The sequence below is a fragment of the Rhizobium sp. GR12 genome (assembly GCF_036596185.1).
Classification (GTDB): domain Bacteria; phylum Pseudomonadota; class Alphaproteobacteria; order Rhizobiales; family Rhizobiaceae; genus Agrobacterium; species Agrobacterium nepotum.
Genome location: NZ_JASXTH010000017.1, coordinates 40,030 through 52,992, shown reverse-complemented (window position 1 = coordinate 52,992; position 12,963 = coordinate 40,030). Strand labels below are relative to the sequence as shown.

General features: G+C 57.0%; 13 protein-coding genes and 1 pseudogene. 8 read left to right on the top strand and 6 right to left on the bottom strand.

Annotated elements, in window-relative coordinates:
• Positions 1-26 precede the first annotated feature (26 nt).
• From QSK43_RS23885 to QSK43_RS23855, 7 genes and pseudogenes are all read left to right on the top strand, one after another.
• Complete coding sequence (locus QSK43_RS23885) at positions 27-1,076, top strand: glycosyltransferase family 4 protein (protein WP_332305552.1); 1,050 nt, start codon at positions 27-29, stop codon at positions 1,074-1,076.
• Positions 1,076-1,969 carry a glycosyltransferase family 2 protein gene (locus QSK43_RS23880; protein WP_200893612.1) on the top strand — a complete coding sequence of 298 codons (894 nt, stop codon included), beginning with the start codon at positions 1,076-1,078 and terminating at the stop codon, positions 1,967-1,969. Before QSK43_RS23885 ends, QSK43_RS23880 begins: the two co-directional genes overlap by 1 nt.
• A gap of 36 nt (positions 1,970-2,005) precedes the next feature.
• Positions 2,006-2,581, top strand: a complete 576-nt coding sequence (gene rfbC / locus QSK43_RS23875; protein WP_332305551.1) for a dTDP-4-dehydrorhamnose 3,5-epimerase — start codon at positions 2,006-2,008, stop codon at positions 2,579-2,581.
• A 19-nt stretch (positions 2,582-2,600) separates the two neighbouring features.
• Positions 2,601-3,668, top strand: coding sequence for a dTDP-glucose 4,6-dehydratase (gene rfbB / locus QSK43_RS23870; protein ID WP_332305550.1), 1,068 nt, complete (start codon positions 2,601-2,603; stop codon positions 3,666-3,668).
• On the top strand, positions 3,665-4,564 hold the full coding sequence (gene rfbD / locus QSK43_RS23865) for a dTDP-4-dehydrorhamnose reductase (protein ID WP_332305549.1): 900 nt from the start codon (positions 3,665-3,667) through the stop codon (positions 4,562-4,564). The genes rfbB and rfbD overlap by 4 nt, the downstream gene beginning before the upstream one ends.
• Before the next feature lie 33 nt (positions 4,565-4,597).
• Positions 4,598-5,461 carry a glucose-1-phosphate thymidylyltransferase RfbA gene (gene rfbA, locus QSK43_RS23860; protein ID WP_332305548.1) on the top strand — a complete coding sequence of 288 codons (864 nt, stop codon included), beginning with the start codon at positions 4,598-4,600 and terminating at the stop codon, positions 5,459-5,461.
• Between the two features lie 129 nt (positions 5,462-5,590).
• Positions 5,591-5,784: pseudogene (locus QSK43_RS23855) on the top strand (transposase); the annotation flags it as partial.
• 84 nt (positions 5,785-5,868) lie between these two features.
• Here the strand turns inward: QSK43_RS23855 and greA are convergent.
• Positions 5,869-6,351 (bottom strand): transcription elongation factor GreA, encoded by a 483-nt coding sequence (gene greA, locus QSK43_RS23850; protein ID WP_332305598.1) that lies wholly within the window; start codon positions 6,349-6,351, stop codon positions 5,869-5,871.
• 307 nt (positions 6,352-6,658) lie between these two features.
• Between greA and QSK43_RS23845 the strand changes: the two genes are divergently transcribed.
• Positions 6,659-8,056 carry a family 16 glycosylhydrolase gene (locus QSK43_RS23845; protein ID WP_332305547.1) on the top strand — a complete coding sequence of 466 codons (1,398 nt, stop codon included), beginning with the start codon at positions 6,659-6,661 and terminating at the stop codon, positions 8,054-8,056.
• Positions 8,057-8,136: 80 nt separating this feature from the next.
• On the opposite strand, the gene QSK43_RS23840 is transcribed toward QSK43_RS23845, so the two are convergent.
• From QSK43_RS23840 to QSK43_RS23820, 5 genes are read right to left on the bottom strand one after another with little or no spacing between them, the layout of a single operon-like run.
• On the bottom strand, positions 8,137-9,051 hold the full coding sequence (locus QSK43_RS23840) for a TIM barrel protein (protein WP_332305546.1): 915 nt from the start codon (positions 9,049-9,051) through the stop codon (positions 8,137-8,139).
• A 27-nt stretch (positions 9,052-9,078) separates the two neighbouring features.
• The gene (gene ugpQ, locus QSK43_RS23835) at positions 9,079-9,804 is read right to left on the bottom strand and encodes a glycerophosphodiester phosphodiesterase (RefSeq protein WP_332305545.1); all 726 of its coding nucleotides are present in this window, start codon (positions 9,802-9,804) and stop codon (positions 9,079-9,081) included.
• Positions 9,805-9,815: 11 nt separating this feature from the next.
• Complete coding sequence (locus QSK43_RS23830) at positions 9,816-10,928, bottom strand: ABC transporter ATP-binding protein (RefSeq protein WP_332305544.1); 1,113 nt, start codon at positions 10,926-10,928, stop codon at positions 9,816-9,818.
• Positions 10,929-10,933: 5 nt separating this feature from the next.
• Complete coding sequence (locus QSK43_RS23825; protein WP_332305543.1) at positions 10,934-12,010, bottom strand: carbohydrate ABC transporter permease; 1,077 nt, start codon at positions 12,008-12,010, stop codon at positions 10,934-10,936.
• Positions 12,010-12,921 carry a carbohydrate ABC transporter permease gene (locus QSK43_RS23820; RefSeq protein ID WP_332305542.1) on the bottom strand — a complete coding sequence of 304 codons (912 nt, stop codon included), beginning with the start codon at positions 12,919-12,921 and terminating at the stop codon, positions 12,010-12,012. The genes QSK43_RS23825 and QSK43_RS23820 overlap by 1 nt, the downstream gene beginning before the upstream one ends.
• Between the last annotated feature and the right edge of the window lie 42 nt (positions 12,922-12,963).

The following is a 12,963-nucleotide window of genomic DNA, read 5'->3' as shown; positions in this document are numbered from 1 at the left end:
GGCACAACAACCAAGGGACCAGTAACGTGCGTCTGAAAAGTGGTGACACATACGCGCCCACCACGACTGTTTTTGCAGACCGGCGGTGGCCTGAAGAAACGGGCATAGGAAAGGTGCAAGCCGAAATTGAAGCCCGGCTTCCGGCCGATTTGCGTATAGTCGATATTGCGGTACGCGGACGGATAGGCTCTCCTTTGTCACCGCTCGCGATCAGTCGCTCCCTTACCGGCCGCGGCGGCAGAGGTGTATTTTTCAGCGCGGGCTTCGTACCGCCGCTCGTCACCAAACTTCCCTCGGTGGTCGTTGTGCACGACCTGACGCATCGCCGTTTCTACGGTAAAGCCAAGCGCACTTATTATGATCTCGTCTATCGGCCGCTATACCGGCGCTGCGCGGCAGTAATTTGTGTTTCAGAATACACAAGACAGGAATTCATAGACTGGTCTGGAATGCCCGAGGACAAGGTGCATCTTGTCTATAACGGCACTGAACCGATGTTCCGTGAAGATGGAGTGCGGCATAGCCCCGGCTATCCCTATGTCTTCTACGGCGGCAATCACCGCAGTTACAAGAACCTGGACCGGCTAATACGAGCCTATGCGGCCTCCAGCCTGCCTGGCCGGGGAATAAGGCTGGTTTTGACCGGAAATCGCAATGATGAGCTTCACGCGATAGCCGCTGAGCTTGGTGTTGACCGAAGTGTAATTTTCACAGGACGCCTGCCGTCCGAGCAAATCCCCCCATTATACAGAGGAGCCCTGGCGGTAGCCTATGTCTCGCTGTTCGAGGGTTTCGGACTCCCTATCGTCGAGGCATATGCCTGCGGGGTGCCAGTGGTGACCTCAAACGTTTCCGCCATGCCGGAAGTCGCTGGCGGGGGTGCGCTCCTGGTGGATCCGCAATCACTGGACGAGATCAGGGAAGGGTTGGATCGGATCACATCTGACGAAACGCTTCGGCAACGCCTTATCACGAACGGCCGCAAGAGGCGGGAAGATTTCGATTGGGGCGTCTCAGCTCAACGCCTTTGGGAACTCGTGAAGGGAGCCGCCATCCAGGTGGATTCGGAAAGATGATGAGTAATATGGTCAAACGACAAAGACTACACGTCATACTTGTCAATTTCCGTACACCAGAATTGACGATCCGCAGTATCAGTTCGATACGGGAACAGGGCATTGCCAGGCCTGAAAACATTACTGTGGTTGAGAATTGCTCGGGCGGCGACTCGTTGCGCCTGATGCAAACCGCTATGCCGGATATTGAAATCAAGTCGTCACTGATCAACGGCGGTTTCGGTGCCGGTGTTAATTTTGGTGCTGCAGGAATAGATGCGGACTATCTGCTGGTACTGAACCCCGACACCTATTTCGACATGGACAGCGTGACGCCTGTACTCGATCAAATGGACTCCATGCCGGACATTGGAATTGCCGGCCTGGATTTGATCAATCCAGACGGTAGTCGCCAATACGGCGCTCGCCGCTTCTATTCCGCATTAGACATCGCCACGCGACGCTTCAGTCAACTTCGCAAGTTGATGAAGGAACGCATAAACCGGCATTTAATGGTCGAGGAAACAGATAGAGGCGAACCGTTCAATGCCGAATGGGTGATGGGAACGGGCTTCATAATAAGACGCGATCTTTTCAATCGGCTCGGCGGCATGGAGGAGAACTATTTCCTCTACATGGAAGACGTGGACCTCTGCGCACGCACCTGGATGAGCGGCCGTCGTGTTGTCTATTTCCCCGGCCTTCCACTCGTCCACGATCATCAGCGTCAAAGCGCAGCAAGTCCCTTAAGTTTCGTCGGCCGGGCACATATCCGCAGCCTGTTGTTATTTGCACGACGCTTCCACGTCCCACTGTTTCGCTCGCCCGGAATTGCCCATGTTGTACGCAGTGGGCGTAAAAAACGGTGGTCGGAAGAACAGCCAAGCAACCATGTTTACGACAAAGCCTATTGATCTCTGAAGCACAATAGAACGAGCGGAAGACGAAGAATGCATTTCGAACGACTGGATATACCCGAACTGGTTTTGATCACCCCGAAGAAATTCGGGGATGAACGCGGTTACTTTATGGAGTCTTTTCGTAAGAGCCTGTTCGCGGAGGCCGTCGGAAATTTCGACTTCGTCCAGGATAATCAATCCCTGTCAGCAGATGCCGGCACGATCCGTGGACTACATTTCCAGCTGGAACCTAAAGCACAGGGCAAACTCGTCTCCTGTATCGTGGGTTCCATCCTCGATGTAGCAGTCGATATCCGTACTGGATCGCCGACTTATGCACGCCACGTAACGGCCGAACTGACTGCCGACAACGGGCGAATGCTCTGGGTTCCGCCTGGCTTCGCGCATGCCTTTTGCACACTCGAGGCAAACACCAAAGTCAGCTACAAGGTAACCGACTACTATAGTCCTGAACATGATCGCGGTCTCGCATACGACGATCCTGAAATCGGCATAAACTGGCCGATCCCAATCAGCAAAGCGGTCTTATCGGCCAAAGATCGCCGCCAACCCAGGTTGGCGGAGCTTGGCGCCCTCTTCACCTATTCACAGCGTTCTGTCGGTTAATTTGGAAGGGTAGCTTCATATGCGCGTTCTGGTAACCGGAGGAGCCGGCTTTATAGGTTCTGCTGTTGTTCGCCACTTGGTGCTCGACAAGGGCTACGAGGTGTTGACGGTCGACAAGCTGACCTATGCGGGCACGCTGACCTCCCTTCGGACGGTTAAAGATCACCCCAGGCATCGTTTTCTGAAAGCGGATATATGTGACACTTCGGCGATTAGTGATGCGTTCGAGGCCTTCCGTCCGCAGCGTGTGATGCATCTTGCAGCTGAGAGCCACGTGGATCGCTCGATCACCGGTGCACGCGATTTTGCCGAGACCAACGTATTAGGCACATTCAATATGCTCGAATGTGCACGTCATTTTTGGTCGAGCTTGCAGCCGGGCGAAAAAGAGGCCTTTCGATTCCTGCACGTATCCACCGATGAAGTCTACGGCTCGCTCGGTGATGAAGGTCTTTTCACGGAGGAGACGCCCTACGATCCAAGTTCGCCTTACTCGGCATCCAAGGCTTCTTCCGATCATCTGGCGAAAGCCTGGGCCCGCACCTATGGTCTTCCGGTAATAGTATCCAATTGCTCCAACAATTACGGGCCCTACCATTTCCCGGAAAAACTCATTCCGCTCGTGATCCTTAACGCGCTCGAGGGAAAACCACTGCCAATCTACGGGAAAGGCGCCAATGTTCGCGACTGGCTTTACGTCGAGGACCACGCCCGCGCGCTCGATCTCATCTCCGAGAAGGGCCGGATTGGGGAGACCTATAATGTGGGCGGCCGAAACGAAAGACGCAATATTGATGTCGTCGAGCGAATTTGTGTCTTGATGGATGACCTCAATCCAGCAGGTGCGCCGCATTCACGGCTGATCACCTATGTGACTGACCGCCCCGGCCACGATGCTCGATATGCCATTGATGCTACCAAGCTCAATGTCGAGCTTGGATGGACTGCGCAAGAAAACTTCGACACCGGTATCGAAAAAACTATCAAGTGGTTTTTGGACAACCGCTGGTGGTGGGAGCCATTGAGGCAAGGTTACTCTGGAACAAGGCTCGGACTGATGGAAAAGCAGGGCGAGCTCGCGTCATGAGCCCGCGACTGCTTGTGACGGGAAGATACGGACAGATCGCAACGGCGCTGACTGAACGTGCCGCGCTTGATGGGCGTTTCGACGTTTTTTCGCTGGGCCGACCTCAATTTGACCTCGCCGATCCTTCAACTGTGGGCGCGGCGATTGAGATGGCGTCGCCAGACATTATCGTTTCTGCGGCGGCATTTACGGCGGTCGATCAGGCTGAATCGGAGGAAGATCTTGCTACACGCATGAATGGTCTTTCTGCTGGAGAGATTGCAAAGGCCGCCCACCGGCTTGGCGTGCCAATCATTCACATTTCCACCGACTATGTTTTCGATGGCTTAAAAAGCACCCCGTATTTGGAAGACGATATCGTCGCTCCGATCGGGGTTTACGGACGTTCCAAGCTCGCGGGAGAAATAGCGGTTCGCGCCGCAACGGAAGAGCACGTGATCCTTCGTACTGCTTGGGTTTACAGTCCATTCGGCAAGAACTTCCTGAAGACGATGCTACGGCTGGCGGAAACACGCGACAACCTCTCAGTTGTCGATGATCAGATCGGCAATCCAACCTCGGCTCTCGATATTGCCGATGGCATACTCACGATGGCCTCCAATCTTCTGTCAGACAACTCGCGCACGCTTCGCGGCACGTTCCATATGAGTGGGGACGGTGCCACAAGCTGGGCCGACTTTGCCGAAGAGATATTTTTCCAGGCCCGATTGCGAAATGGCCCTTTTGCGACGGTGAAGAAGATCGCAACAAGCGAGTATCCAACTCCCGCAAGACGTCCGGCAAACTCGCGGCTCGATTGCTCGCGACTTCGGGAACTGCACGGTATCATTTTACCGCCCTGGCAGAGTTCAACGGCTCAGGTCGTCGAACGATTGCTCGCTGAATTACGAGCATAAGTCACTTCATCAAAACAGACGGAGCAATACGACATGAAAGGCATCATACTTGCCGGCGGAAGCGGAACACGGTTGCATCCGATGACTGCGGTCCTCTCAAAGCAACTCATGCCTATCTACGATAAACCAATGATTTTTTACCCACTGTCGACACTGATGCTGGCTGGTATCCGTGATATATTGATAATCTCAACGCCCCGCGACCTACCGACCTTCCAGACTCTTTTGGGTGACGGTTCGCGCTTCGGAATTTCACTGACTTATGCGGTACAACCTACGCCCGACGGTCTTGCCCAAGCCTTCGTCATCGGCGCAGATTTCATAGGCTCCTCACCTTCGTGTCTCATCCTGGGTGACAACATCTTCTACGGTCATGGTATCAGTGACATGATCAAAGATGCCATCAATGGATTGGACGGAGCAACGGTGTTCGCCTACCAGGTCAATGATCCAGAGCGATACGGCGTCGTTGAATTTGGCAACTCCATGAAGGCGATTTCGATCGAGGAAAAGCCAACCGTGCCGAAATCCGACTGGGCAGTGACCGGGCTTTATTTTTACGATAGCGACGTGGTCGACATCGCCGCTAACCTGAAGCCTTCGGCACGAGGTGAGTTGGAGATCACCGACGTAAACCGCATCTATCTCGAACGTGGAAAACTCAACGTCGAACTTATGGGGCGTGGTTACGCCTGGCTCGACACCGGAACGCCAGATAGCCTCCTGGAAGCGAGCGAATTCGTAGCGACGCTCGAACGCCGCCAAGGCTTTAAGGTCTCCTGTCCAGAAGAAATAGCCTATCGCATGGGCTTCATAAGCGAAGATCAATTGCGAAAACTCGCGGAGCTCTACGGAAAGAGCAGTTACGGTCGCTATCTTTTTAAACTGATTGGCTAAACTCTTTCACTGATCCCTGCCTGGGCTCAGGCCCTGTTAATTAATCGCCTTCCCAATTTGACGTTGTTTCGATTCACTCATGGCAGGAGGATTTTGCCATGAGTGATTTGTTTTTGCTGACGCCATCCCTGCATTCCACCACGCAAGAAGCGACGCAACCCGGCCGACTACGATAAAGTCCTCTATAGGCAACGATATCGTATCGAGAGCATGTGCGGCAGGATCAAGGATTGGAGGCGCATCGCCACCAGATACAACCGATGCGCCCACACCTTCCTATCCCAATCCTCATCGCAGCAACTTGCTGCTACTGGCTCGACTAATGAGTCCTGAGCCCTCTGACGGGACATCTAAGTCCGCACATCTTTTTTGCTTCTAAAATTTATTCCGTTTGCAGGCAGGGCGCTTTAGGCGACCTCGATGACTTCAATCTCCCTGCCGCCCAGACTGACAACATCACCCGCCATTTTCCCCATCAGCACCCTCGCGACGGGTGAGACATAGGACATCGATCCCGCAGCGGGATCGGCCTCATCCTCACCGACGATCCGGAACCGTTGCGTTCGCCCGTCATCGCGGCTGAACGTCACCAGGCTGCCGAAAGCGACAATGCCATTCGCGGGCGGGCTCGGCATCGGCTGAGCGGTGCGAACGCGCTCCGCGAAGTACCGAATGTCCCGCAGAGGATTGGCAGAAAGCCGACGTCTTTCATTGACGTCTTCGACGGTATTGGCCGCTTCGCAGGCTTCACGCGCCAATTGCAGCTGCTGTTCCAGCGCTTTCAGTCCGGTCTCTGTCACCAAATTGGGATGAGGCGAAATCACCCGATCCGGGAGCACCGTTTCGGCAGCGGTTTCGGCACTGTCTTCCTTGGTAAAGGCAACACTCAATCCGGGCACTCCATTTGCCTGAGATGCCATTTCGGACATCTCCCATCCCGCGCCGATCTTGCCATTTCCCACTGTGACACTGCAAGAGCACGCCCCCCATAAACCGGCCGCAGGTCCCGAACGGACACGAAAGACACCGAGATTGGCCGGTCGCGACATGTCCCGTTAGTCAGATCGCCGTTTTGCGCGGCGTTTTCGAATGCAACACGCACCCCTCATTTCTGGCTCTAACAGGAGGCTTTTTGCCCTGTTAGAGTGTCTGCCAAGAGGAGTGAGGGAGCCAACGCTAACGCACAGGAGACGGTCAATGGCCCGGACAGTATTGAATGCGCTTGGAGACACACTCTATTACAGCGACAGTTCCACCGGATTTTTTTCCGCCACAGGTTCCGGCCCGCTGCTGACAGGCACCGCCGGCAATGATTCCATGTGGGGCGACAGTTCCGTCAACGTGACGATGGCGGGCGGCACGGGCGATGATATCTATTATCTCTATTCCAGCATCAATCGCGCCGTCGAAAATGCCGGAGCAGGTATCGACACGATCGACACATGGATGAGCTACACCCTGCCCGACAATTTCGAGAATCTCAGGGTGACCGGCGACGGCCGTTATGCCTTCGGAAATTCGCTCGACAACATCATCACCGGCGGATCGGGCAGCCAGACGATCGATGGCGGAGCCGGTAACGACGTACTGATTGGCGGCGGCGGCGCGGACACATTCGTTTTTACCAGCGGCAACGGCACCGACCTCATCACGGATTTCAGCGCCAACGACACGATCCGGCTTAACGGTTACGGCATCACGTCCTTCGATCAGCTCGCCAGCAATGCCACCCAGCAGGGCAGCAATCTCTGGCTGAACTTCGCAAATGGTGAAGCCGTCGTGCTTGCCGGAACGACCATCGATGACCTTCAGGCCGACCAGTTCGAACTCAGCCTCGACCGGTCATCCCTGACCCAGACCTTTGTCGACGAATTCGACGCGCTTTCACTCCGCAGCGGCAATCAGGGAACCTGGGACGCCAAATATTGGTGGGCACCGGAAAAGGGAAGCTCGCTGACCACGAATGGCGAAGCGCAATGGTATATCAACCCCGCTTATGCGGGTACATCTGAGGTCAATCCCTTCAGCATCAACAACGGCGTCCTGACCATCACGGCCGAGGAAACCCCGCAATCGATTGCCGGCGAGGTCGATGGTTACGACTATACGTCGGGCATGCTGAACACCTATTCGTCATTCAGCCAGACCTATGGGTATTTCGAAATCCGCGCCGATATGCCGACCGACCGGGGCGCATGGCCAGCCTTCTGGCTTTTGCCGGAAGACGGTTCCTGGCCACCGGAACTCGATGTCGTGGAAATGCGGGGCCAGAACCCCAATACGCTCATTATGTCCACCCACTCCAATGCGACGGGCGAACAGACTTCGGTCATCAACAATGTCAGCGTGCCGAGCACGGAAGGGTTTCACACCTATGGCGTGTTGTGGGATGCGGAACACATAACCTGGTATTTCGACGATGTCGCCGTCGCGCAGACAGATACGCCTGCCGACATGCATGACCCCATGTATATGGTCGTCAATCTTGCCGTCGGCGGTATGGCGGGGACACCGTCGACCGTTGATTTCAGCGACGGCTCGCACATGATGATCGATTACATCAAAGCCTATTCGCTGTCCGACTGGGCCGCGTAACGAAAAACGCCGGCAGTTGCGTCCAGAACTGCCGGCGTTTCAGGCTTCAGCCTATTGGGGCTGCGCCCTTTTCGGGTTCGTCATTCTGCCGCGATCTGCATCCGATCGGCGTAGAGCGACATGAGGCGCCGCGCCGTTTCAAGGCTTGCCGGCTGTTCGGCCCGATAGCGGCGACCGATTTCCATCATCAGCACGGTGCCCGGCAGGAAGGTCAGTTCCGAGAAGATTCCCTGCCATTCGATATCGCCCCAGCCAAGCGGCATATGCAGATCGCCGATGCCGAGCGCCGTATTTTCCTGATCGAAATACGGCTGATAAAAGCCCTGCGGCCGGCCGAAGGAATCGTGGACATGCAGATGGCCGGCGACCGGCGCCATGGCGCGAAGCTGTTCGCGGAAATCGAGCCCGCGATAGGTGGATTCGAGATAGGCGTGGCTGAAGTCGATCAGCGCCACGACATTGTCGTGGCCAACGGCCTTCACGGTCTGAGCCACCTCGGCCGGTGTCTGGCGATATTGGCCGGGTTCGGTGGAGAAGATATTTTCAAGCGCGACGCGCACGCCATAGGGCTTGCAGAATTCCGCAAGCTCGAAAAGCGCTTCCCGCTCACGGGCATCGGCATCGGCCCGCTCGGCGATCTGGTCGGCACGCAGGGCACCGCTATGCTGAACGAGGATGCCCGCGCCGATACGGTCGCACAGGACAGCAAGCGCCTTGGCGGCATCGACCTGGTAGCGGCACGTCACCGGATCCATGAAGTTGGACGAAACCAGACCATGCACGGTGTAGCGGAAGTCAAACTGTTTCGCGAGCGCCACAAACCGTTCGGCGCGCTCCTCGATGATGCGGCCACCCGCGATCAGATCGAGGCTCGTGACAGCGATTTCGACGGTGTCGCAGCCAATTTCGGCAAGCGCACGCAGATCGCTTTCGAGAGTGGCCAATTCGCCGTCATCCGAGCTGGCGTTGAAGCCAGTACCAATAAGATTACTCATATCATCATCTCCAGGGGGTGAGGAAGGTCATGCGAGTTCAGGTAGTCGCGCGGTGCGCCGCGCCGCATCGAACAGGTCCGGGCGGTCGATGTTGACGTAATCTACCCCGGCCAATGCGATCTCATTATGAAGGTCTGCGTCATCGCCGCCGTAATAGACCATGACCTCGAGGCCCGCGTTGCGGCACGCCCCGACAAGTCCGGGCCTGCGCATCTGCGCCGGTGTGATCTCTATGATCGAGGCGTGGTGCACGGCCGCCGCCAGCGAAGGCGACTTGGCGATGTCGAGCGTCATCATCTTGCGGAATTCAGGCGCGGCGGCGGCCAGGCCCCGGCGCATTTCTTCGGAAAAGGAGAAAAAGAAAGTATCGCGCACCATGCCGAGGCCACGTACCAGCGCTACCACCTTGACGGGATCGCAATATTTCAGCTCGACATAGACGCCGCAGCGGCCGCGCAAATGGCTGAGATAGGCATCGAGCCGCGGTACAGTCGCACCTTTGAAGCTTTCACCGAACCAGCTGCCGGCGTCCAGCGCATCGATCTCGCTCGACAGCGCATGGCCAATCGGACCCGTACCATCGGTGGTGCGATCAAGCGTTTCGTCGTGAAAGACATAAAGCACGCCATCCGCGCTCTCGCGCACGTCAAGCTCGATGTAATCCGCACCCTGCCGCAAAGCGAGGTCGGCGGCGGCAAAGGTGTTCTCGGGTGCGAACTGATTGGCACCGCGATGGGAGACGATTTTAGGCATGGAAGTTCCTGTCAGTTTACGGGTTCCGGTTCACGCGCCGGGATAGTCGAATGGTGGGAAAGATCGGCATGCAGTCCGGCGATACGGTTGCCGGTGGCATCGAACACGAGCGTCAGGGCGGATTTGCAGCTGATCCCGACATGATCGCCCGGCGAATGACGTATCGTCTCGCCATATTCCAGCGCATGGATCATGCCTGCTGGCGTGTCGATCGTGTAAAAGACCTCACGCCCCATGGGCTCGACGGTAGTTACCTGCCCCGCAAGCCGCGCCTCCGACGATGTGATGAGGGCGATATCTTCAGGGCGCAGGCCAAAGGTGACTTCGCCGTCACAGCGGGTATTGAGGTCGAGCAGGACATCGCCAATCTGCATCTGCCCGCCTTGCGTCGATCCCTTCAAGAGATTCATCGGCGGCGTGCCGATGAAACCGGCCACGAACAGATTGTCGGGCCGACGATACAGATCATCGGGCGTGCCGATCTGGGCGATGGCGCCGTTGTTCATGCAGATGATCCTGTCCGCCATGGTGATCGCCTCGATCTGGTCATGGGTGACGATCAGCGTGGTGATCTTCAGTCGCTTCTGCAGGCTTTTGAGTTCCGCGCGCATGGTGATGCGCAGGGTCGCATCTAGATTGGAAAGCGGTTCATCCAGAAGCAGGATGTTCGGTTCCTTGACCAGCGCCCGGGCGAGCGCAACACGCTGCTGCTGGCCGCCGGAAAGCTGTGATGGCCGCCGGTCGAGCAGCGCGCTGATCTGCACGAGGCTTGCCGCCTCCTCTACCCGCCGCGCCGCGTCCTCACGCTGAACATTCTTGAAACGCAACGGAAAGGCAATATTCTGCCGCACCGTCAGGTTGGGATAAAGCGCATAGGACTGGAAGACGATGCCGACATTGCGATCGCGCGCATCGATGCGGTTGACGTTGTGGCCGTCGAAGGCGATCTCTCCGCCGGTCGGCGCGTAAAGTCCGGCAAGCAGGAAAAGGGTTGTCGATTTTCCGCATCCGGAAGGGCCGAGAACGGCGACGAATTCGCCATCTTCGATGGAAAGCGTCATCGGTTGCAGAACCCGGGTCTCGCCCCAGCTTTTGCTGACATTGTTAAGGGTGATCCTGGCCATGGCGATTATCCTTTGATCCCGCCGAAACTCATCTGGGTGATGTATTTCTGCGTGAAAACGTAAATGATCAGCACAGGCAGCAGATAGATGATGCCGACGGCGGCGATCATGCCGTAATTCACACCGGCGCTGTCCTGTGCCACGAAGAAGAGATAGAGGCTCATCGTCATCTGGCTTTTTTCGATGAGCAGGGTCTGAACGAAGACATACTCCTCCCAGCCACGCAGAAAGGTGAAGGTGGCAACCGCGATCAGCCCGCTTCTCACCTGCGGCAGAACCACCATGCGGAAGGCCTGGAAACGGGTCGCGCCATCGGTGACGGCGCTCATTTCGATGTCCCAGGGAACATTGTCGAAGAAGCCCTTGAGAACGAAGATCGCAAACGGCAGCTCCAGCGCACTCATCACCAGCACGACGCCGAAGAGATTGTTGAGCAGGCCCATGTAATGCAGCTGCACGAAGATCGCGACGGTAAGCGCGAGTGCCGGAAAGGCATGCAGCAGCAAAAGCCCACGCAGCACGTTTTCACGCCCGGCAAAGGTAAAGCGCGACAGCGCATAGGCGGCAGGCGTTGCGACCAGCGCAACGATAAGCGTCTGGGAAGCGGCAAATAGCAGCGAATTGCGCATAGCAGTCCAGACCGACGGCATCAGCGCAATGAACGTGGTGCCGGTTTTCTCGATATCTCGGCTCCACAGGAAGCTGTAGTTGTCGATAGTCAGATGCGGCAGCACCAGCACGAAGACGAGCGCCGCAACCACGGTGCCAAATGCAAGCCACAACAGCGCGGGATTGCGCAAACGCGTGGAAACAAGAGCGACTGCAATCGCCCCGCCATAAGCAAGGGCGGCGATTGCACCGCTGCGCCACAACACAAGCCGGCTGAGATTGTCGTCGGAAGTGGTCAGCGACTTCACCAGCAGCCACAGATAAGGCAGGAGAACCGGAACCGAAACCACCGTCAGGAACACGAGGATGACGGGAACGAAACCGGCGCGATGGGCGAGGCTACGCCTTTCAAGACGCGCCCAGTCCGGCTTCAGATCAAGGGCGCGTCTGGTGTGGGTGTGAGCGAGTGTCATCACAGCACCTCGATTTTGGCGGGAGCAAAGGTCGAGCGCATATTGCTGAGGCGCCATTGAACGAGGGTGACGGCAACGCCGATGGCCATCAGGCCAAGCGCGAGCGCCGCGCCATAGGCATAAGCGCCGTTTTCGAAAGCCCGCCGGTAGATGTAAAGCGCATAGGTCGTGGAATCGTAGACGGGGCCGCCGCTCGTGATCAGCAGGATATATTCATAGGTCGTCATCAGCGAGAGCGCCTGATAGAGCGTGATGAAACGGATCGGCGCCGAGAGCGCCGGTGCAACGACATGGCGAAGCACGCCCCATTCGCTGGCGCCATCGACGCGCGCCGCATTGGCCAGATGCGAGGGTATGGAGCGGATGGCCGATGTGAGGATGACCATGGAGAAGGACGCGCCGACGACCCCGTTCGCCACCACCACCAGAAACAGCGGAAAGTCGTTGCGCAGGTTGAGAGCGGGTACGCCGAGCGCGCCGAGAAATTGGTTGAGCAGGCCGGATGAGGTGGGATCAGCGATCCAGATCCACAGCACACCGTAAAGCACGGCCGGGCTCATGCGTGGCAAAAGCCACAGACCGCGAAAGAAATTGCCGAGCCGGTCCGGTATTGCCGTCGTCGTGACAGCCAGAAGCGCGCCAAGCCCGATATTGAAGATGAACAGCGTCGCGCCGACATAGATCAGCGTCGTCAAGAGCACCATCGGTAGCCGAACGTCCCGCTGAAATATGCGCTGGAAATTCTCGACCGTGAATTTACCCACCTTCAGGTTTGCGCCCATATCGGTAAAGGCGATCACCAGATTGACGACAATCGGAGCCAGAAAGAACAGGCCGAGCAAGGCAAGAGCCGGGGCCAGATAAAGGATCGGCCGGGCCGGGCGGCGCGCCCGAAGCTGGAATTGGGACATTTCGATATACCGGTGGGAACGCGGAAAGGCCGCCCGGCAAAG